The sequence below is a fragment of the Krasilnikovia sp. MM14-A1259 genome (assembly GCF_047159535.1).
Taxonomy (GTDB): Bacteria; Actinomycetota; Actinomycetes; order Mycobacteriales; family Micromonosporaceae; genus Actinoplanes.
Genome location: NZ_BAAGAJ010000002.1, coordinates 3,343,587 through 3,361,548, shown reverse-complemented (window position 1 = coordinate 3,361,548; position 17,962 = coordinate 3,343,587). Strand labels below are relative to the sequence as shown.

The 17,962-nt window shown below is 72.0% G+C and carries 24 protein-coding genes and 2 pseudogenes; 19 read left to right on the top strand and 7 right to left on the bottom strand.

What is annotated here, in order from left to right:
• The first annotated feature begins 30 nt into the window (after nucleotides 1–30).
• From ACMCNK_RS14950 to ACMCNK_RS14935, 4 genes and pseudogenes are all read left to right on the top strand, one after another.
• Nucleotides 31–498 (top strand): NUDIX hydrolase, encoded by a 468-nt coding sequence (locus ACMCNK_RS14950; RefSeq protein WP_412740861.1) that lies wholly within the window; start codon nucleotides 31–33, stop codon nucleotides 496–498.
• Nucleotides 498–1,328: a ribonuclease HII gene (locus tag ACMCNK_RS14945; RefSeq protein WP_412737018.1), complete on the top strand. Its 831-nt coding sequence runs from the start codon at nucleotides 498–500 to the stop codon at nucleotides 1,326–1,328. Before ACMCNK_RS14950 ends, ACMCNK_RS14945 begins: the two co-directional genes overlap by 1 nt.
• Nucleotides 1,325–1,648 (top strand): DUF2469 domain-containing protein, encoded by a 324-nt coding sequence (locus ACMCNK_RS14940; protein WP_130508772.1) that lies wholly within the window; start codon nucleotides 1,325–1,327, stop codon nucleotides 1,646–1,648. Before ACMCNK_RS14945 ends, ACMCNK_RS14940 begins: the two co-directional genes overlap by 4 nt.
• Nucleotides 1,649–1,720: 72 nt before the next feature.
• A pseudogene (locus ACMCNK_RS14935) lies at nucleotides 1,721–2,260 on the top strand (M23 family metallopeptidase); the annotation flags it as partial.
• Here ACMCNK_RS14935 and ACMCNK_RS14930 read toward each other — a convergent pair.
• On the bottom strand, nucleotides 2,249–3,436 hold the full coding sequence (locus ACMCNK_RS14930; protein WP_412737017.1) for an aminotransferase class V-fold PLP-dependent enzyme: 1,188 nt from the start codon (nucleotides 3,434–3,436) through the stop codon (nucleotides 2,249–2,251). The pseudogene ACMCNK_RS14935 and the gene ACMCNK_RS14930 sit on opposite strands and share 12 nt — an antisense overlap.
• 53 nt (nucleotides 3,437–3,489) lie before the next feature.
• On the bottom strand, nucleotides 3,490–4,440 hold the full coding sequence (locus ACMCNK_RS14925; protein ID WP_412737016.1) for a tyrosine recombinase XerC: 951 nt from the start codon (nucleotides 4,438–4,440) through the stop codon (nucleotides 3,490–3,492).
• Between the two features lie 202 nt (nucleotides 4,441–4,642).
• Here ACMCNK_RS14925 and ACMCNK_RS14920 point away from each other — a divergent pair, with 202 nt between their 5' ends.
• Complete coding sequence (locus ACMCNK_RS14920) at nucleotides 4,643–5,212, top strand: DUF6636 domain-containing protein (RefSeq protein WP_412737015.1); 570 nt, start codon at nucleotides 4,643–4,645, stop codon at nucleotides 5,210–5,212.
• Nucleotides 5,213–5,576: 364 nt separating this feature from the next.
• On the opposite strand, the gene ACMCNK_RS14915 is transcribed toward ACMCNK_RS14920, so the two are convergent.
• Both ACMCNK_RS14915 and ACMCNK_RS14910 read right to left on the bottom strand, forming a co-directional pair.
• Nucleotides 5,577–5,981 (bottom strand): GntR family transcriptional regulator, encoded by a 405-nt coding sequence (locus ACMCNK_RS14915; RefSeq protein ID WP_412737014.1) that lies wholly within the window; start codon nucleotides 5,979–5,981, stop codon nucleotides 5,577–5,579.
• A gap of 287 nt (nucleotides 5,982–6,268) precedes the next feature.
• Complete coding sequence (locus ACMCNK_RS14910) at nucleotides 6,269–6,412, bottom strand: hypothetical protein (protein WP_412737013.1); 144 nt, start codon at nucleotides 6,410–6,412, stop codon at nucleotides 6,269–6,271.
• Between the two features lie 783 nt (nucleotides 6,413–7,195).
• On the opposite strand from ACMCNK_RS14910, the gene ACMCNK_RS14905 reads away from it, so the two are divergent.
• The gene (locus ACMCNK_RS14905) at nucleotides 7,196–7,381 is read left to right on the top strand and encodes a DNA-binding protein (RefSeq protein ID WP_412740860.1); all 186 of its coding nucleotides are present in this window, start codon (nucleotides 7,196–7,198) and stop codon (nucleotides 7,379–7,381) included.
• 15 nt (nucleotides 7,382–7,396) lie between these two features.
• Here ACMCNK_RS14905 and dprA read toward each other — a convergent pair whose 3' ends face one another.
• A complete protein-coding gene (dprA, locus tag ACMCNK_RS14900) occupies nucleotides 7,397–8,731 on the bottom strand; it encodes a DNA-processing protein DprA (protein WP_412737012.1) in 1,335 nt (444 codons plus the stop codon).
• Nucleotides 8,712–10,004 (bottom strand): annotated as a pseudogene (locus tag ACMCNK_RS14895) (YifB family Mg chelatase-like AAA ATPase); the annotation flags it as partial. The gene dprA and the pseudogene ACMCNK_RS14895, both read right to left, overlap by 20 nt.
• Before the next feature lie 34 nt (nucleotides 10,005–10,038).
• On the opposite strand from ACMCNK_RS14895, the gene ACMCNK_RS14890 reads away from it, so the two are divergent.
• Nucleotides 10,039–11,430: a recombinase family protein gene (locus tag ACMCNK_RS14890; RefSeq protein ID WP_412737011.1), complete on the top strand. Its 1,392-nt coding sequence runs from the start codon at nucleotides 10,039–10,041 to the stop codon at nucleotides 11,428–11,430.
• A gap of 1 nt (nucleotide 11,431) precedes the next feature.
• Here ACMCNK_RS14890 and ACMCNK_RS14885 read toward each other — a convergent pair whose 3' ends face one another.
• Nucleotides 11,432–11,953 carry a hypothetical protein gene (locus ACMCNK_RS14885; RefSeq protein ID WP_412737010.1) on the bottom strand — a complete coding sequence of 174 codons (522 nt, stop codon included), beginning with the start codon at nucleotides 11,951–11,953 and terminating at the stop codon, nucleotides 11,432–11,434.
• 141 nt (nucleotides 11,954–12,094) lie between these two features.
• Between ACMCNK_RS14885 and ACMCNK_RS14880 the strand changes: the two genes are divergently transcribed.
• The 12 genes from ACMCNK_RS14880 (at nucleotide 12,095) to ACMCNK_RS14825 (ending at nucleotide 17,902) form a co-directional block, all read left to right on the top strand.
• Nucleotides 12,095–12,340 carry a helix-turn-helix domain-containing protein gene (locus tag ACMCNK_RS14880; RefSeq protein ID WP_412737009.1) on the top strand — a complete coding sequence of 82 codons (246 nt, stop codon included), beginning with the start codon at nucleotides 12,095–12,097 and terminating at the stop codon, nucleotides 12,338–12,340.
• Nucleotides 12,337–12,492 (top strand): hypothetical protein, encoded by a 156-nt coding sequence (locus tag ACMCNK_RS14875; RefSeq protein WP_412737008.1) that lies wholly within the window; start codon nucleotides 12,337–12,339, stop codon nucleotides 12,490–12,492. The genes ACMCNK_RS14880 and ACMCNK_RS14875 overlap by 4 nt, the downstream gene beginning before the upstream one ends.
• 127 nt (nucleotides 12,493–12,619) lie before the next feature.
• Entirely contained in the window at nucleotides 12,620–13,207 is a 588-nt protein-coding gene (locus ACMCNK_RS14870) for a hypothetical protein (RefSeq protein WP_412737007.1), read from the top strand.
• On the top strand, nucleotides 13,204–13,524 hold the full coding sequence (locus ACMCNK_RS14865) for a DUF4031 domain-containing protein (protein ID WP_412737006.1): 321 nt from the start codon (nucleotides 13,204–13,206) through the stop codon (nucleotides 13,522–13,524). Before ACMCNK_RS14870 ends, ACMCNK_RS14865 begins: the two co-directional genes overlap by 4 nt.
• Entirely contained in the window at nucleotides 13,521–13,805 is a 285-nt protein-coding gene (locus ACMCNK_RS14860; RefSeq protein WP_412737005.1) for a hypothetical protein, read from the top strand. Before ACMCNK_RS14865 ends, ACMCNK_RS14860 begins: the two co-directional genes overlap by 4 nt.
• Nucleotides 13,802–13,948 (top strand): hypothetical protein, encoded by a 147-nt coding sequence (locus tag ACMCNK_RS14855; RefSeq protein ID WP_412737004.1) that lies wholly within the window; start codon nucleotides 13,802–13,804, stop codon nucleotides 13,946–13,948. The genes ACMCNK_RS14860 and ACMCNK_RS14855 overlap by 4 nt, the downstream gene beginning before the upstream one ends.
• Nucleotides 13,945–14,214, top strand: coding sequence for a hypothetical protein (locus ACMCNK_RS14850; protein ID WP_412737003.1), 270 nt, complete (start codon nucleotides 13,945–13,947; stop codon nucleotides 14,212–14,214). The genes ACMCNK_RS14855 and ACMCNK_RS14850 overlap by 4 nt, the downstream gene beginning before the upstream one ends.
• Nucleotides 14,211–15,113, top strand: a complete 903-nt coding sequence (locus ACMCNK_RS14845; protein ID WP_412737002.1) for a hypothetical protein — start codon at nucleotides 14,211–14,213, stop codon at nucleotides 15,111–15,113. The genes ACMCNK_RS14850 and ACMCNK_RS14845 overlap by 4 nt, the downstream gene beginning before the upstream one ends.
• A complete protein-coding gene (locus ACMCNK_RS14840) occupies nucleotides 15,110–15,424 on the top strand; it encodes a hypothetical protein (RefSeq protein WP_412737001.1) in 315 nt (104 codons plus the stop codon). Before ACMCNK_RS14845 ends, ACMCNK_RS14840 begins: the two co-directional genes overlap by 4 nt.
• Before the next feature lie 308 nt (nucleotides 15,425–15,732).
• Complete coding sequence (locus ACMCNK_RS14835) at nucleotides 15,733–16,152, top strand: hypothetical protein (RefSeq protein WP_412737000.1); 420 nt, start codon at nucleotides 15,733–15,735, stop codon at nucleotides 16,150–16,152.
• Nucleotides 16,149–17,198 (top strand): hypothetical protein, encoded by a 1,050-nt coding sequence (locus tag ACMCNK_RS14830; protein WP_412736999.1) that lies wholly within the window; start codon nucleotides 16,149–16,151, stop codon nucleotides 17,196–17,198. The genes ACMCNK_RS14835 and ACMCNK_RS14830 overlap by 4 nt, the downstream gene beginning before the upstream one ends.
• Before the next feature lie 26 nt (nucleotides 17,199–17,224).
• Complete coding sequence (locus ACMCNK_RS14825) at nucleotides 17,225–17,902, top strand: hypothetical protein (RefSeq protein ID WP_412736998.1); 678 nt, start codon at nucleotides 17,225–17,227, stop codon at nucleotides 17,900–17,902.
• Nucleotides 17,903–17,962 lie beyond the last annotated feature (60 nt).

Here is a 17,962-nt window from a genome sequence, read left to right as displayed (position 1 = left end):
CCGACGCGGCGCCCTAGGCTGGGTGACGTGATGACGAACCGCCCGGCGGCGCGGGTGCTCCTGGTCGACGCGGCCGGCCGGATCCTGCTGTTCCACGGTGGCGACCCGGCCGACCCCGGCCCCACCTGGTGGTTCACCCCAGGCGGCGGCCTGGACCAGGGGGAGACCCCCGCTCAGGGCGCCGCCCGGGAGCTGTTCGAGGAGACCGGCCTGCGCGTGGACCCGGCCGAGCTGGGCGAGCCCGTGTGGCACCAGGTGATCGAGTTCAGCTACGACCATCAGTGGTACCGGCAGGATCAGGAGTTCTTCCTGCTGCGGGTCGAGCAGTGGCAGGTCGACACGCGCGGCTTCGAGGAGGCCGAGAAGGCCAGCATCGAAGGACACCACTGGTGGTCACTCGACGAGCTGGACGCCACCGACGAGGACGTGTATCCGGAGGGCCTGGCCGATCTGCTGCGGCGGCTCGTGCCCGACGACGTGGCACAGGGGGGTCGCTGATGCTGGCCCCGCCCCGTACGGTGGTCCGCCGCGAAGGCGGCCTGTACGCACTGGAACGGGCCCTGCAGCGCCGGGGTTTCCGGCTGGTCGCCGGCGCCGACGAGGCCGGCCGCGGCGCCTGCGCCGGGCCGCTGGTCGCCGCCGCCGCGATCCTGCCCGAGGGCCGCCGCGGCGAGATCGACGAGCTGGCCGACTCCAAGCTGCTCACCCCGGCCGCCCGCGAGCGTGTCTACGACGAGGTCGTGGCCCGCGCCCTCACCTGGTCCGTTGTGGTCATCCCCGCCACCGAGGTGGACGCCCGCGGCCTGCATGTCTGCAACCTGGCCGCGATGCGCCGGGCGCTGGCCTCGCTGACCGTCCGCCCGGAGTACGTGCTGACCGACGGGTTCCCGGTGGACGGGCTGGGCGCCCCGGGCCTCGCCGTGTGGAAGGGCGACCGGGTCGCGGCGTGCGTGGCCGCCGCGAGCGTCCTCGCCAAGGTCACCCGGGACCGGCTGATGGTCGAGCTGGACACCCGCTTCCCCGGGTACGGCTTCGCGGTGCACAAGGGGTACATCACCGACGAGCACACCGCGGCGCTCACCCGGATCGGCCCGTGCGCCGAGCACCGGTTCTCGTACGTCAACGTGGCCGCGGCGTCCGGCCGGGGCAACCGGCCCCCGCGGGCCCGCCGCCCGCGCGACGCCGCCCCGCGTTCCGTGCCGGCCGGGGCCGAGCCGATGATGCTCTGGCCGGTGGCGGAGGGTACCGTCGGCGTGGCGTCGGGCGACCAGCCTCGGCCGCCGGTGCCGGTGGGGGAAGATGAGGCCATGGAGGGCGAGAAGCGATGAGCGCAGAGGATCTCGAGAAGTACGAGACCGAGATGGAGCTGCAGCTCTACCGGGAGTACCGCGACATCGTCCGTCAGTTCTCCTACGTGGTGGAGACCGAGCGCCGGTTCTACCTGGCCAACCAGGTCGACCTGCACGTGCGCAACGCGGACGGCGAGGTCTATTTCGAGGTCGAGATGCATGATGCCTGGGTGTGGGACATGTACCGGCCGGCGAGGTTCGTCAAGAACGTGCGGGTGATGACGTTCAAGGACGTGAACGTCGAGGAGCTGGAGAAGCCCGACATCTCCCTGCCGGACGACGCGAATTTCGGCGGCTGACGGCTGTCCACAGCGCGGCCCCGTCCACAGGGCCACCCGCCCCACACGGACGGATCCGGCACAGTGCGGCACATGCCGCTGCTGTTGTGTCTGATGATCGTCTTCCCTGGCGCTCCCTCCCCGCGGGCCCACGTCGTGGCCGCTGCCGTGTTCCGGTCGGCCCTCCCGCCTCCGCCCACCGTCATCGACGCGCCTCGGCCAGGGCCGCGCGGGCGCTTCCGATGGCCGCTGGACGCGCCGCATGTCGTGCGCGGATTCGCCCCACCGCCGAGCCCGTGGTTGCCCGGCCATCGCGGCGTCGATCTCGCCGCACCCGCGGGCAGCCCGGTGCGCGCCGCCGCCGCGGGCACGGTGATCTTCGCCGCGGATCTGGCCGGGCGCGGTGTGGTCAGCGTCGCTCACGCCGACGGCGTGCGGACCACGTATGAGCCGGTGGATCCGCTCGTCCGCACCGGCACCGCCGTTGCGGCCGGAGCGGCGATCGGCACCCTGAGACCCGGGCATCCCGGTTGTCCCACGGTCGCCTGCCTGCACTGGGGCGCGCGTCGCGGCGAGGCGTACCTGGACCCGCTGGCGTTGCTGGGTCTGCGCCGTGTGCGCCTACTGCCGCTGCAACGCGGCGAGCAGCGCCGGGAGGCGTTCGGCCAGCCGGTCGTACTCCTGCGGCCGGTTGTAGACCTGGGCGCACAGTCGCAGCCAGCCCCGGCCGCCCCACGCGTTGACCGCGGTCTCGGTGGACAGTTTCTCCGCGATGTGCTGACGCAGGGCCTGCGCCTCCGCCTGGGTGGTGGCCACGCCGGTCGGCAGCGGCAGGATCCGCATCGACCCTGGCCCGCCGGGGCCCGGCAGGTCGGCCGGGGCCAGCCCGAGCGCCTCCCCGACCACCTTCTGCCCGTACGCGGCGAGCGCCGCGTTGTGCGCCTGCACCGCCTCGACCCCGAGGGTGCGCAGCGCGTACAACCCCGCGGGCGCGGCCAGCCAGCCGGTGTAGTCCACCGTGCCCTGGAACTCGACCGCCAGCGGGAATCCGGCCTCCTGCTCCCAGGAGACCGCCAGCGGTTCGATCCGCCGCCGCCAGCCGGGCGCCACGGACAGCAGCGCGGTGCCGCGCGGCGCGAAGGCCCACTTGTGCAGGTTGCCCACCCAGAAGTCCGCCCCGATCGCGTCGACGTCCGCGGGGAGCATGCCGGGCACGTGCGCCCCGTCGACCAGCACCGGGATGTCGTGCTCGCGGGCGGCCGCGGCGATCTGCCGTACCGGCAGGATCTGCGCCGTGGCCGAGGTGAGGTGGTCGACGATCAGCAGCTTCGTGCGGCCCGGCCGCAACGCGTCCCGTACCCGCGACGCGACCTCGGCCTCCGCGGCACCCAGCGGCAGCGCCACGGTCCGGGCCGTGGCACCGGCCCGCCGGACCTGCCGCCGCGCGGCCAGGGCCACCGCCCCGTACGCGTGGTCCGTCAGGAGCACCTCGTCGCCCGGCGCGAGCCGCACCGACTGCAGCACGACCGACACCCCGGCCGTGGTGTTGGGCACCAGCGCGCTGCCGTCCGGGTCGGCGCCGAGGAACGCCGCCAGATGACGTCGGGTGTGGATGATGCGATCGAGTAGACCCTGCGCGTAGAAGCGCAGCGGGTTGGACTCGACCTCGTCGCGCAGCCGCTGCTGGACACGCTGGACGCTGAGCGGGACCGCGCCGAACGCGCCGTGGTTGAGATAGGACACCGCCGGGTCCAGCGAGAACAGGAGCCGGGCTCCCGGGATGGGCGGGGGCGGATCTCCGGCGGGCACGCCTTGAGCGTACGGTGCGAGCGCGACCCGGGGCAGAGGAATGCGAATCGCCCTCACGCCCGGGGGTGCGCCTGGTTGAACGCCGCCCGCAGCCGTTCCGTGGAGACATGGGTGTAGATCTGCGTACTGGACAGCGAACTGTGCCCGAGCAGGTCCTGCACCGCGCGCAGGTCGGCGCCGCCGTCCAGCAGATGCGTGGCAGCCGAGTGGCGCAGATCGTGCGGGCTGGTGTGGGGCAGGCCGGCTGCGCGGGCGGCACCGGCCACGATCCGGCGTACCACGGTCTGCTGGACGCGGCCACCGCGTACGCCGATGAACAGCGCGTCGCCGCTGCCGGGGGCGGCGAGCCGTGGCCGCCCTTCGTTCAGCCAGCCGTCGAGTGCCCGCTGGGCCGGAATGCCGTACGGCACGGCCCGCTCCTTGGCGCCCTTGCCGAGGACCCGTACGACCCGGCGCCCGGCGTCCACGTCCGCGCGGTCGAGTCCGCACAGCTCGCTGACGCGTACGCCGGTGGCGTAGAGCAGTTCCAGGACGGCGCGGTCGCGTGCGGCGATCGCCTCGGCGGGCACCGCCGTACGCGTCGCCTGGCTCGGGTCGGGTGCCACGACGAGCTGGGCGGCCTGGTCGGCGCGCAGCACGGACGGCAGTGCACGGTGCCCGCGCGGGCTGGCGAGCCGGGCACCGGGGTCGGTCGGGCAGAGCCCGGCCCGGTGCGCCCACGCGGTGAACGTGCGGGCGGCGGCCGCCCGGCGAGCCTGGGAACTGCGGGCGGCGCCCGCCACGAGCAGCGCGGCGAGCCAGCCACGCAGCAGCGCGACGTCGAGCTCGGCGGGCGTCGTGCAGCCGTGCCGCGCCGCATGGCCGAGCAGGGAGACGACGTCGCCGACATAGGCCCGCACGGTGTGGCCGGACCGGTTGTCCACCCGGGCGAGGTGTAAACCGAACTCGTCCACCGCGTCCCGCATCGCTGGGGGCAGTGACTCATGGTGCAGCTGCGTGTTCATCGCTCTCGACCGTGATCCCTGCGGCGGCCGCCGTCAAGTGGGCGCTCGTCCTGTCGCGTTTCCGGCCGCGTAGGCCTGGTGCCACCACCCTGCTTGCCCGCGGATCCTATGCTGCTGCCCCTGACCACCGATGGTTGTCGACATCCGCCCGTCAAGGGACGGGGATTCCCGTGGTCACCAAGGCTGTCACGGAAGGATTCCCATGAGCATCGGACACGGATGGGCCCGCCTCGGCGTGGCCGTGCTGCTGGCGTCCGCATTGGCGGCATGCACGAACTCGCCGGACCGGTCCTCCGGCCGCCCGCCCGCGCCTGGGGCCACCGCGAGCACGGGAATCGGGGTCGCGTCGTCGGCAGCGACGACGCCCGCGCCGGCGACGAGTTCGTCATCCGGTGCCGCGGCCGTACCCTCGGCGAACGTCACCAAGAAGGTCGCCGAGGCCCAGTTCCACCTGCCCTCGCAGAACATCGGCTGCTACGTGTCCGCGGATTCGGCCCGATGCGACGTCGCGAAGCGGTCCTGGACGCTCCCGCCGAAGCCCGCGAACTGCGAACTCGACTGGGGCTTCGGGGCCGTGGTCAGCGGAACCACGAAGGCGACGCTCACCTGCGCCGGGGACACGGTGCTGGGCGGTCCCGACGAGCTCGCGTACGGCAGGTCGCTGCAAGCCGGCGACATGGTCTGCGACAGCCGGAGCACAGGGGTGCGGTGCACGAACCTGGCGACGAAGCACGGGTTCGCGCTGTCCGCGCAGAAGTACGAATTGTTCTGAGGCCGGTTGTTCTGAGGCCGGTTGTTCTGAGGCCGGGCGTTACGAGGCCGGTTTGTCACGAGGCGGGCCCGGGTGCGCACGCCACACTCCGGTGGTGGCCTGATGATCGCGTCCTCCCGAGCGGCCTGTGGTCAGCGGGCCGTTGCCTCGCCGCCGTCGCGCTGCTGCTCGACGCGCCCGGCCCGGGTCAGCGCCGGGCGTCACGGGCCAGGTCGGCGTTCTGCTCGGCCCCAGGCGGACGTCGCCGCGCTGATCGTGCTCGCGCTGGTCGGCCATGCTTGCTAGGGCGGTGGCAGTCGGCCGTGAGGGCGGTGGCACGTCGGCCGGCCCGTGAGGGCGGCGGCATGTCGGCCAGGATCTGTCCTTACGGGCGGGTGAGCTGCACGCGGTCCGCGGGATGGACCGTCTCCGCGCCGTCGGATGCGGTCACGACGAGAACCGGAATGCCTTCGCCGAGGCGGTGACTGCGACGCTCCGCGTCCGTGGGCATGCGGGCGCTGACGCGTTCGCCGCGGGCCAAAGTGAGCGTCTGGGTGGGCTCGGGGACGCGGACGAACGTTCCGCGCGGCCGTTCCACCGTGACCAGTCCCTCGGTGCGTAGCTGCCCGATCGCCTGGCGGACCGTCGTTCGGCTGAGCCCGTACTCCTGGGCGAGGCGCAGCTCGCTCGGCAGTGGCTCACCCGGGCCCAGTTCGCCCGTGACGATCCGGTCGCGCAGCAGGTCCGCCAGCTGGCGGAACACCGCGCGGTCGGCGGAGGGATCGATCATGTCGGCCACGGTACGTGGCCACAATGCTCCGTCAGGCTGTACATACAGTTCCATGTTGGTATAGTACTACCGCGCCGCACTGAGAAGGCCGAGCTTGATCGGGCGGTGTGAGCGGCGATGGTCGGCGGTCCGTCACGGACCGAGCGCGAGGTGGTGCGCCGACTGTCGCCGTTCTTCATTTGGTGCCCGCCAGGCTCCGGGGGTTCTGGCCGAAGTGGTGCTCGGCAGGCGGGATGGGCGAGAGGTTCTCTACATCGGACGGTTCTGGGGTCGCAGGGGCGTCGCGGTCACTCGGGTTGGTCGTCGTTCGCCTCGGCTCGGCGCACCCATTCGAGGAAGCGCTGGTAGAGATCGGGTGGCGGGGTTTCGTCGTACATCGTGAAGTCCTCGATCGCCTCGCACATCTGGGCGGACATGTAGATCGTCAGCACCGAGGTGAATCCGTGAAACTCCTGGAGAAGCTGACGTCGGGCGTCGGGGCACGGCCACGGCTGCCCACACGCCCGGCACAGCCATGTGGGCCGGTCTCCGACGTGACCCCCTCCGCTCGGTGTCGTCATCGGCGCCCGCCACGCAGACCGTCGGGCCCGTGGAAGCTGGCGGGCCCGCGGAAGCTGTCGGGCCCGTGGAAGCTGCCGGGCGCGTGGAAGCCTCCGGCGCCGCGGACGACAGAGACGGGTGCCTGCTGCCTGCTGGCTGATCCGCCGAATCCGACGTGGCCCGAGCGGGTCGGGCGGGTCGGGGTGCGGCGGCCGACGGCCCGTCGGCCTCCACAAGCGCGGTACGCCTGTGCCGGCGTCAGCATCCCCGCACGCCCCGGCTGGGGCGGAAGGGCGATGCGTGCACTCGCTCTCCTGGTGTCGGAGCCCGCACACACGCCGGCCCGGTGGCCGAGGGGTGGCCGAAACCCCGGACCACGCTCGGTGGTGCCGGTCCGGTCTGCCGTGTCCGGGTCCGGGCGGTGCGGAATGGGCTTGGCGGAATCACGGGATCGGTCGATGCAGGGTGTGGGAAGTCCGCAGATGCACCGGCGCCACAAAGTGCGCCAGTCGCGGCGGTGCCGGGGCTGGGAGGGAACCGGGGGATCAACCCGGGATTGTCTCGACATGCGGACAGACTAGTTGCCTAGAGACTAGCTGTCTTGCATCAAGTTGGTAAAGGACTATTAGTCTTGCGCCTACGGTCGGAGTGTGGGAGTGAAGCCGATTCGACTCATGGGCGCGCACGAGATCCGCGTCCGCCTGGGCGGGGTGAGCCGGCAGCGCGCCTACCAGATCACCAGCCGCGCCGACTTCCCGAAGCCGGTGGCCGACCTTGCCCAGGGCAAGGTGTGGCTCACGGAGGACGTGGAAGCCTGGATGAAGGTTCATCGACGCGATCTGGACGACGCGGAGGAGTGAGGACTTCCCCGCCCCTCATCGACGCACCGAGGACCCGGACCGGGGCGGTAGCGCGATGCCGTCGTCGCGCCGCACCACCAGGCCCGCCACCTCCAAAAGCGACAACCGGCGCAGCACGGTCCGAACGCTGAGCCCGGCCGTCGCGGCCAGTTGATCCGGACCGGCCGCCCCGCGCCGGGGCACGGCTTCGAGGACAAGCGCGGACTCCTCGTCCAATGTGTCCCGTGCGTGCTGGGCCCCGCGCGGTGGATCCGCGTAGTACTCCCCGATCGCGCCGATCTCTTCGAGAACCTGCGGGAGATCCGTGACCAGCCGGGTCGCCGGGTCGGCCCGGAGCAGCTTGTGGCAGCCGACCGAGAGCGCGGACGTCACCGGCCCGGGGACCACCATCGCCTTGCGCCGTAGCGACAGGACCCGGCCCATCGTCTGCACCGCCCCGCTGCGGGCCGCGGCCTCGACCACGATGGCGCCGGCCGTGGCGGCCGCGATCACCCGGTTGCGGATCAGGAAGCGGTGGCGCAGGGGATCACTCCCGGGCGGCCACTCGCTGACCAGCAGCCCGGTGTCGGCTATCCGCTCGAACAACGCGGCATTGCCGGCCGGATAGGGCCGGTCGACGCCACACGCCAGCACGGCGACGGTGAGCCCGCCCGCGGTCAGCGCGGCCCGGTGCGCCGCCGAGTCGATGCCGAACGCGCCACCCGACACGACGGTCCACCCGTGCTCGGCAAGCCCGTACGCGAGGTCAGTGGTCACGTGGGTCCCGTAGCCGGTGGCGGCGCGGGCGCCCACGATGGCCACCGATCGGTGGAACGCCTCGTCCAGCGGCCACGCGCCACGCACCCACAGGCACAACGGCGGCCGAACGTCGTGGTTGATGCGGCCGCCGGTGTCGAGTTCCAGGGCGCCCAGCTCCTCCACCCGCTGGGGCCAGTCCGGATCGGCGGGTACCACCACCCGGGCCCCCAGGCGTTCGGCGCGTCGCAGTGCCGCCTCGGCGAGCCGTCGCGGGTCACCGGCGGCGGCACGGGCCAGGACCGCCGCGCGCAGTGCCGGGTCGGGAATGTCGCCGGACAGCAGCCGATCGAGCGCCGCGGGCGCGCCGTCGCTGCGAACCATCGTCCACACCGTCCGGTTTCCCGGTTCGGCCAGCAGGGTGAGCGCGACGCGCGCCGCCCGGTCGTCGCCGACCCGGGCTCCGGCGGGGATCGAAGTGGTGTCGACGAAGCGCGGCGGCTCGGCGGCCGGCCGGCCCACACCCGTGGCCTTGCCCGGTGCCGGCCGGCCCGTCCCTGACGGCCTGCTCGGTGCGGGCCGGTCTCCCGTGCCGTCAGGCGTGCTGCCGTTCATGTGCCTCTCCCATTCTCAGTTGGGCCGCCTCGTCGACGTCGGTGCCGTTCGGTCGGTCACGGCCGTCCAGGTCGGCGATCGTCCAGGCGATTCGCAACACTCGATCGAAGCCGCGCGCGGACAGCGAGCCACGATCCAAACTGGTGCGCAGAGCCCGCGTGTCCCGGGGCGAAAGCCGCCACGGCGGGCGCCGCAGCTGCGGGCCGGGTACCTCCGCGTTGACCCGCCAGCCGTCGCCTGACCAGCGGGCGGTCGCGGCGGCCCGGGCGGAAGCGACGCGGGCGGCAACGGCGCTGGAGCTTTCGGCCGGGGCGGTGGCACTCATGAGTTGCGCCGCGCTCAGGGGCCGCAAGGTGATCTGGATGTCGATGCGGTCGAGCAGTGGGCCGGAGAGCCTACCGAGATAGCGGCGTCGGATCGCCGGGCTGCACTCGCAATGGTTGTCGCCGGCCGGGTTGGCGCAGGGGCACGGATTCGCGGCGAGGACAACCTGGACGCGTGCCGGGTATTCCGTGCTGCCGCGCGCCCGCGCCAGCACCACACGCCCACTTTCCAGTGGCTGGCGCAGCGCCTGCAGCGTGGCGGTGGCCAGCTCGGGTGCCTCGTCCAGGAACAACACCCCGCGGTGGGCCAGGGACAGAGCGCCCGGCCGGGCCAGACCGGTGCCCCCACCGACCAGGGACGCCAGGCTGGAGCTGTGGTGGGGGGCCTGGAACGGCGGGCTGCGCACCAGGCGACCGTCCGGTGGCAGCACCCCGGCGATCGAATGCAGAGCGGTCACCTCCAGGGCCTCCGCGTCGTCCAGCTCGGGCAGGATCGACGGAAGCCGCTCGGCCAGCATGGTCTTGCCCGCGCCGGGCGGGCCGAACAGGGCGAGGTGATGCGCCCCGGCGGCGGCGACCTCGAGGCCGTACCGCCCGAGGTCCTGCCCGGCCACGTCGGCCAGGTCGGGGCCGGACGGTGACGGCGTCGTGGGCACCTCGGGGGGATCGAGCAGCGAGGCGGCGCCGCGCACGTATGCGACGAGGCGGTGCAGCGAATCGACCGCGTGCACGGTCACGCCGGGCACGACGCCGGCCTCGCGGGCGTTCTCCAGCGGCACGATCACCCGGCCGATCCCGGCACGGGCGGCCGCAGCCACCATCGGCAGTACGCCACGGACCGGGCGGACCGCGCCGTCGAGGCCGAGCTCGCCCAGCACCACGACGCCGTCGAGCGCGGCCAGCGGAAGCTCGCCCGCACCGGCCAGCAGCGCGGCGGCGATGGCCAGGTCGATAGTGAGGCTGAGACGTAGTTAGATGTTTGGTGTGAGAGCAGCAATCTACTGCCGGATCAGCCGGGACCGGGTCGGCGCAGGTCTGGGCGTTCAGCGCCAGGAAGAAGACTGCCGGGAGCTGGTCGAGCGCCAGGGCTGGGACGTCGCCGGCATCTACACCGACAACGACCTGTCCGCCTACCGGGGCAAGCCGCGCCCCGGCTACCGCGAGCTCCTCAAGGCGATGACGGCAGGCGCCGTCGACGTCGTCGTGGCGTGGCACACCGACCGGCTGCACCGCTCGCCGGTCGAGCTGGAGAAGTACATCACCACCAGCGAGCAGCGCGGCATCGCCACACACACGGTCAAGGCCGGCCCGCTGGACCTGTCCACACCGTCAGGCCGGCTCGTCGCCCGGCAGCTCGGCGCCGTGGCCCGCTACGAGGTCGAGCACGCGATCGAGCGCCAGCAGCGATCCAAGCGGCAGGCCGCCACCGCAGGCCGATGGAAGGGAGGCCGTCGCCCGTACGGCTACGAGCCGGACGGCGTCACCGTGCGGCCGGCCGAGGCGGAGGTGGTGCGCCGGGCCACCGACGCGGTGCTGGCCGGCGACAGCCTGCGCAGCATCGCCTCCGCGCTGAACGAGCAGGGCCTCACCACCTCCACCGGAGGTCCCTGGCTGCCGACCGAGCTGAAGAAGGTCCTCGTCCGGCCGCGCAATGCCGGGCTGATGGAGCACCAGCGGGAGATCATCGGCAAGGCGAACTGGGAACCGATCGTCGACGAGAACCGCTGGCGCGCCGTGGTCGCCATGCTGGGAGACCCGGGCCGGCGGACCACCACGACCAGCGAACGGCGCTGGCTGCTGTCCGGGCTGGCCCGCTGCGGCGTGTGCGGCGGGCCGGTGCTGTGCACCCAGAACGGGCGGTCGTCCATTCCCTCATACACCTGCAAAATGTCCAAGCACGTCATCCGGATCGCCTCCGAGCTGGACGCCTTCGTTGGCGCCCTGGTCGTGGCCCGGCTCGCCCGGCCCGATGCGATCGAGCTGCTGACGGTCGCCGAGCCGGACGAGACGGCCTCCGCGCTCCGGGATGCCACCGCGCTGCGTGAACGCCTGGACGGGCTGGCGGTGGCCTACGCCGGCGGCGTGATCGACGCCCGCCAGCTCGCCGCCGGATCCGACCGGCTCCGCGCCGAGCTCGAGAGCGTCGAGGCGAAGCTGGCTGTTACGGGCAACGCGAGCGCGTTCGCCGACCTGGGCCTCGGTACGCCCGACGTGGAGGCGCGCTGGAAGGCGCTGACGCTGGCACGCAAACGCGCGGTGACCGAGGCGCTGCTCGACATCACGATCAACCGGGCGCGCCGGGGTCGCCGGCCGGGCTGGCGGCCGGGGGAGAGCTACTTCGACGCGTCGACGATCGGAATCGCCTGGCGAGCATGACTCACTCGGTCGCCCGCGCCGGGAGCTGCGAGGTGGCCGCCTCGGCGGCGCTTGCCGCCTCCTGCTCCAACTGGGCACGCAGGCGCAGCACCTTCCGGATCGCGTCGAGCTTCTGCTCGGCCGTCATCAGCCTGGACGCATAGATCAGGTCGATCTCGTCCTGCGGGTTGTCGTCCGGCCCGAGCCTGAAGAACACGTCGGGCGGCCTCAGGTTCTCGTCCACACCACGGGTGATCGGCTCGCCGCCGGCGACGACCCGGGCAACGCTCCCTGTTTCCCAGCCCAGCGCCTTTTCGAGGGCTGCGATGGTCACCGCGTCGTAGTTGGTGCGTCGACCCTTTTCGATGTCGAACAACACTCGAGCACTGATGCCCACCGCGCTGGCCAGGTCACCACGGGCTCGGTAGCCCATCGCGACCCTGCGGGCCACCACGTGCGCACCCAGGCGCTCCCATTCCGACATCCCCCCATCATCGCGGAAACATTCGGAAACAGAAACCCTCGACACGGTGTCGATCTCCACGGCACTCCCTCATCGACCAGTATGACTGTGGTTCACGGTAGCGCGATCTGATTCCATCTGTAGCTGGGCAAACGCCGACCATTGCCACATGGGCCGTTCAGGTGCTTGACGTGATGCCATCTGTTTCCTACTGTTTCCAACATGCCAGTTCCCAACGGTGCCGCCATCAAGGCCATCAGGACGGCCAAAGGCTGGAAAGGCATCACCTTCGCCGCCACAGTCGGCATCAGCCGCAGCCACCTCTGCAACATCGAGCGCGGCAAGCACGCGTCCGACGAGCTGCTCAGGCGCATCGCCGACACCCTCAGCATTCCGCTGGCCGCCATTACCAGCAGCCACAGCGTCGACCAGATCGCCGGAGCTCAGAAGCCTGAGCGGGCGGCATGAGCACCAACCCGGCGCTCGACGAGGCGGTCCGCCGCCTCGTCGGCCAGGCGCCCCCGCTCTCGCCGGCGAAGCGCATCCAGCTTGCCGTGCTGCTGCGTCCCGACCTGCCCGTCGGCATCCAGCCGCCAACCCGCAAGCGCAAGGCCGCCTGAGACCCCGGGCCCGGCCTACGCCGCTTCGAGACAGCCGTGGGCCGGGCCCGGATCCACCAACAGCAATGCCGCCACCCGGACTTTCCACGGACGCGGGTGGCGGCATCGACCGAAAGGCCAGTATCCCATGTCGACCGAACAGCCAGCACCCGGAACGCCCGACCAGCGCCGCGCCACCGCGCTGCGCACGATCGCCGACCTGGCGATCCAGCACGGCCTGCCCGTGCCGATGCAGATCAGCTTCAGCGGCACCGTCGGCGGCTGCGAGCTGACGCTGGACCCCAACAGCCGCGACGCTGTTTCCGCCTGGGCGCAGGTCCTCGGCCTCGGCGAGCCGACGGACAGCGGTGTTCTCGACAACCCGCGCAGACAGTTCGTCGCCGTCAGGGCCGAGAAGTGGGCCATGGACAGCGACTCGCCACTGTGGCTCGGCTTCGGCCGCGTCGGCGTCTGGTCCGCCGTCGACGTCGAGGACGCCGGCCGATGCGCCCGCTGTCGGGGCTTCTTCGACCCGGCCGACAGCTCCCCGGAGGGCCTGCGCCAGTACAGGGACACGGCTTTCTGTTGGGGCTGCGTCTCCGACTGCCACGAGAACACCGAGCTCGGCCACGAGTGCGCCGTATGCAGGTCGTACGACGAGGCGCCGGTGTCGTACGACCTGTCCCCGGCCGAATCCACGTTCGACATCGACGTCGAGGACGGTGGTCGGGAATGACCGTCTACGTCGACAACTTCCGGACGCCGGCCACCGTCGGCCGACTCCATGGCCGCTGGTCTCACCTGACCGCTGACACCCCTGCGGAGCTGCACGACTTCGCCGCGAAGATCGGCCTGCGCCGTGCGTGGTTCCAGAGTCGCTGCAAGCACGGCGCCTGCCCCGCCATCGACGACGTGTGCGTGCACTTCCACTACGACGTCGTCGACAGCAAGCGGACCGAGGCCATCGCAGCCGGTGCCCAGGCCATCGACATTCGCGAGATGGGCGCGCTCGTCTCCGCGCGCCGCCAGCAGTTCCGGGACGGTGCGCGATGACTATCCACCGCTCCCAGCACAGCACCGACGGCGAGACCCGCAACCTCCGCGACCACGTCACCATCCCCGCAGGCCTGCGCCACCACGGCCTCAACCGGGTCCGCGCCGAACTGGCCGTCCGGGCCACCGCCGAGCCGCCGACGTACCGCGAGGTGGCTGCCGAGATCGGCTGGCCCGCGGCCGCCGACCGGGTCAACGCCTGGGCCGCCGCCGGCTACCAAGGCGACTGGTGGGAGGGCCGCTACGGCCGCCCCGCCCCGCAGAACCGGAGGGCGTCGTGACCCGCCTCCAGCGCCGCCGCAACGACAGCGGCCTGCACTACTCGCGCGAGATCGACAACGGCTGCCGGGCCGTGCCCGTGCCCGAGTACGTCCAGCTCGTCCCGCTGGGACGGCGCCACCAGAACCGGGCGGCGACCGCATGACCGGGATCCTTGCGGTCGCCGCCCTCGGCGAGCTGGTCGTCATCGTCTTCCTCACCGTCCTGGCCGCCCTGTTCTACGTCGGGTTCCGGGACCGCCGCGACGACGCCGAGCAGGCGCGAACCGAACGCGACGCCGCCCGCGTCGACCGCGACGTGGCCCGGGAGAAGGCCGAGCTGGCACGCGAGGAGCTGGCCGCACTCAGCAAGCAGCTCATCCTCGCCGAGCTGGCCACCGTCGTCCTCGAGGCGGGCGGTGAGGACCGGTGAACTCGCGCAGCCTGCGACTCCTGTCCCTCGGGGCCGGTGTTCAGTCCACGGTCCTCGCCCTGATGGCGGCCGATGGCACCCTGCCCGGCCTCGACGGTGCGATCTTCGCGGACACCGGCTGGGAGCCGCGCCGCGTGTATGCCCACCTCAACCGGCTCGCCGAGGTTCTCGCCGCCGCCGACATCCCGCTCTACCGGGTGTCCAGCGGCGACCTGCGCGCCGACGCGCTCGACCCCGGGCATCGGTACGCCAGCGTGCCCTACTTCGTGCGCAACCCGGACGGCTCGGAAGGGATGGGGAGGCGGCAGTGCACCAGCGAATACAAGCTGGCGCCGATCAACCGCAAGGTTCGCGAGCTGCTTGGCGCGGCCGCTCCCGACTTCCGGCGCGTGCCCCGTGGCCGCGTGGCCGAGCAGTGGATCGGCTTCTCCACCGACGAGATCCACCGCGTATCCGATCGGGACCGCGTGTCGTATGTCCGCAAGCGGTACCCGCTGCTTGAGCTGGAGATGTCCCGCAAGGACTGTGAGCGCTGGCTCGCGGCACGCGGCTGGGGCGAGACCGCCAAGAGTGCGTGCATCGGGTGCCCGTTCCACGGCAACGCCCAGTGGCGCGAGCTGCGGGACAACCACCCCGACGAGTGGGCCGACGCGGTCGCGTTCGACCAGGCCATCCGCAAGGGCGGCGCCCGTGGCCTACCGCTAAACGGGGAGGCGTTTCTGCACCGCTCCCGGGTGCCACTGGCCATCGCGCCGATCGACCGCGTGACCCGGGCCGAGTGGCGCGGCCGACAGGGCGACCTGCTCGACACGCTCGCCGAGCTGGGCGACCCGGACGGGTGCTCGCCTTACGGCTGCCGTTCCGGCACTCGCATGGGCGTCGGCGGTGAGGGCTGGTGATCCGCCGCGACATCAAGTCCGGGCACGTCTACCGAGTCGGGGCCGACTGCGGCGTGCCGCACAACTTCCGGCCCATCCACTTCCGCGTCGTCAGCGTCGACCCTGCCTCCACCTGGGACGGCATGGCCTGGCTCGAGGGCTACGAACTCGACCGCACCGGCCAGGCCGTCGCACGCCGCCGCATCTACGTGATCGCCGCCGGGCTGATCGACGTCACCGACACCTTTCCGCGGCCCGCCCGCCTCCGCCCCCGCAACGCCGGGACGGCCACGCGGCGCCTGCCCACCGACTTCATTGGGAGCGACCGATGACCATCGAAACCATCCCGCTCTTCCCTGAGCCCGAACGGCCGGGCGTACGGGCTGCCAAGACGCTCGCCCAGCTCGAGCGCGACCAGCGTCCCGCCTGGACCAGCTACTCGGGCAGGCGGGTCGCCTGCGACGAGTGCGTGACCTACCTGCACGAGAACCACGGCGACGGCCCGCTGCCGCGCAGTGCCCGGCGAGTGCGCACCGTCCGCGCAACGGGGGGGGGTCCTGCGGCTCTGCAAGGAGCACGCCGAGCCCCGGGAGGCCGCGGACAAGGCCGCCGCCGAGCAGCGGAAGCGAGGTAGCGCGGCATGAGGCTCTTTGACGACCGGCACGCCGCCGGCCAAGCCATCCGCTGGGCGCACCAGCGCCACGGCGCGCGTCTCACCTTCGCACTGCACCGCTACGAGGATGGCCGTCGCCTGTATAGCTGGACCCTTGACGGCACCGACACCGTGCTGTCCATCCAGACCGACCCAGGCGATCACGACGCCCACATCTACGCCGGTGACCCCGCCTACCAGGTGCGTATCGACACCAGCGACGGCCGCCGGGTCCTCGATGTCCTCGTCGCCCTCCGCCTGCTGCCCAGCGAGCACTCGACGCTCTTCCACCGCGGCCGTCTCGCCGGGCAGGTCGAGCTCACCGAGGAGCTGATCGAGCTCCGGCGCACGTACGACATCGTCGAGCAGGCCGGCGTCGAGGTCGGACAGGCGGTGATGGGGCAGTGAGCACCGTTCCGTTCATCCAGTCGATGCGGCCCGAGCCGGTCCGCGACCAGTACGGCCGGTACGTGCTACCGGACCCGAAGGACGGCGCACCGCGGTCCTGGACTCGTGCCACCACCATCGCGCACACACTCGAGGACACCCACCACCTGACGCAGTGGAAGCGGCGGATGGTGCTGCAGGGTGCCGCCGCGGAACCGGCGCTGCTCCAGGGCGTCGGCGACCTCGCCGACGAGCTGGCCCAGGCGACCGACTGGCGGGCCGCGAAGAAGATCAAGGAACAGCTCGACCTGCTCTGCGACGCCGCCGCGGAGGTAGCCGGTGCGGGCGACGGGGCGTCCTGGGGCACGCTGCTGCACACCATCACCGAGTACGCCGACGCCGGGCGCCTCAACGAGATCGGCGACCAGATCCCCGACAAGCTGGTCGAGGATCTGGACGCCTACCTCACGGTCATGGATGGGGCAGGAATCGGGCGACCCGCCGACTACATCGAACGGATCCTGGTCAACACCGGCGTCGACGCCGCGGGCACCACCGACCGCATCCTCGTCATGCCCACCCCATGCCCCGGGTGCGGGGGCACCCTGAAGATCGGCGACCTGAAAACCCAAAAGTCCGTCGACATGGGCTGGTTGTCCATCGCGATCCAACTGGCCGAGTACGCCTACGCCGACGCGATGGTCGACACCGCCACCGGCGACCTAGTCCCCATGCCTGAGGAGCTCTGCCGCTGCCTCGGGATCGTCATGCACCTACCCGTGGGCAAGGCCACCTGCACCCTCTACCAGCTCGATCTGGTCGCCGGGTGGGAAGCCGCGCGAGCGGCGCACACCGTCCGTCAGTTCCGCGACCGCAGCAAGGCCATGGGCGCGCCCTACACGCCGCCGCTGGCGGCCACGGGTGACCGGGTGCTCACCCTCATCCGGTCGGCCAACCACCCCTCGGCCCTGGTCGCCCTGTACCGCGACCTGCACCCGAAGGGCAAGTGGACACCGGCGCACACCGCCGCCGCGGCCGCCCGCAAGGCCGAGCTGCTCTCGGCCTGAACCACACCAACACGAAGGAGAATCACATGCCCATCGGCGCCAGCAGCGCTCCGTACGCCAAGTTCACCAACCCTGGTGACCGGCATGGCGGCGAGATCGTCGATTTCCGCGTCGTGCAGAACGCCGACGTCGAATCCCGCCGGCCGCTCTACCTCGAGCAAACTCCCGACGGCAAGTGGGCCAAGTCCTTCGCGCCGTTCGCGCCCGACGGCCGACCCAACGACCCGATCTGCCAGTGGGAAATCACCGTCGAGACCGGCGTCGAGGACGAGAACGGCGACACCGAACGCCGCATCTTCATCGACCCGCGCAAGGGGCGCCGCGGCACTACCACCGAGGGCAAGCGAGGCGGCGACGCCGTCGCCATCGCGCTGAAGAAGGCCAAGGCCCACCGCGTCGGAATCGAGATCGGCGGCAAGATCTTCGTCACCTTCAACGGCAAGATCGCCGACGGCAACAACAAGGTCAACACCTGGTCCGCCGAGTACGAGCCGCCCGCCGGCGGCCCCGGTGCAGGCAAGCCCGTCGACGAGATGCCGTGGCTCGTCGGGGGCGCCCGCTACGACAAGCAGGCCGAGCTGGCCAAGTGGGAAGCCACGAACGGCAGCGGCGGGCAGCCCGTGGCCGCGCCAGGCGTCCGGGACGCCGGCGTTCCCGCAGCGACCGCGCCAGCCACCGCATTCGACGACGACATCCCCTTTTAGTCAGCGCCCCGGGTCGGCCGCCACCGGCCCGGGGCGCACCACCCCTGCAAGGCCACGAAC

Excerpts from the sequence above, each read along its gene's own strand:
- ACMCNK_RS14850 (WP_412737003.1), top strand. The coding sequence starts at position 13,945 with ATGACCGGGATCCTTGCGGTCGCCGCCCTCGGCGAGCTGGTCGTCATC.
- ACMCNK_RS14925 (WP_412737016.1), bottom strand. The coding sequence starts at position 4,440 with ATGAACACGCAGCTGCACCATGAGTCACTGCCCCCAGCGATGCGGGAC.
- ACMCNK_RS14915 (WP_412737014.1), bottom strand. The coding sequence starts at position 5,981 with ATGATCGATCCCTCCGCCGACCGCGCGGTGTTCCGCCAGCTGGCGGAC.
- ACMCNK_RS14880 (WP_412737009.1), top strand. The coding sequence starts at position 12,095 with ATGCCAGTTCCCAACGGTGCCGCCATCAAGGCCATCAGGACGGCCAAA.
- ACMCNK_RS14875 (WP_412737008.1), top strand. The coding sequence starts at position 12,337 with ATGAGCACCAACCCGGCGCTCGACGAGGCGGTCCGCCGCCTCGTCGGC.
- ACMCNK_RS14825 (WP_412736998.1), top strand. The coding sequence starts at position 17,225 with ATGCCCATCGGCGCCAGCAGCGCTCCGTACGCCAAGTTCACCAACCCT.
- dprA (WP_412737012.1), bottom strand. The coding sequence starts at position 8,731 with ATGAACGGCAGCACGCCTGACGGCACGGGAGACCGGCCCGCACCGAGC.
- ACMCNK_RS14920 (WP_412737015.1), top strand. The coding sequence starts at position 4,643 with ATGAGCATCGGACACGGATGGGCCCGCCTCGGCGTGGCCGTGCTGCTG.
- ACMCNK_RS14860 (WP_412737005.1), top strand. The coding sequence starts at position 13,521 with ATGACTATCCACCGCTCCCAGCACAGCACCGACGGCGAGACCCGCAAC.
- ACMCNK_RS14835 (WP_412737000.1), top strand. The coding sequence starts at position 15,733 with ATGAGGCTCTTTGACGACCGGCACGCCGCCGGCCAAGCCATCCGCTGG.
- ACMCNK_RS14865 (WP_412737006.1), top strand. The coding sequence starts at position 13,204 with ATGACCGTCTACGTCGACAACTTCCGGACGCCGGCCACCGTCGGCCGA.
- ACMCNK_RS14940 (WP_130508772.1), top strand. The coding sequence starts at position 1,325 with ATGAGCGCAGAGGATCTCGAGAAGTACGAGACCGAGATGGAGCTGCAG.
- ACMCNK_RS14905 (WP_412740860.1), top strand. The coding sequence starts at position 7,196 with ATGGGCGCGCACGAGATCCGCGTCCGCCTGGGCGGGGTGAGCCGGCAG.
- ACMCNK_RS14870 (WP_412737007.1), top strand. The coding sequence starts at position 12,620 with ATGTCGACCGAACAGCCAGCACCCGGAACGCCCGACCAGCGCCGCGCC.
- ACMCNK_RS14950 (WP_412740861.1), top strand. The coding sequence starts at position 31 with ATGACGAACCGCCCGGCGGCGCGGGTGCTCCTGGTCGACGCGGCCGGC.
- ACMCNK_RS14945 (WP_412737018.1), top strand. The coding sequence starts at position 498 with ATGCTGGCCCCGCCCCGTACGGTGGTCCGCCGCGAAGGCGGCCTGTAC.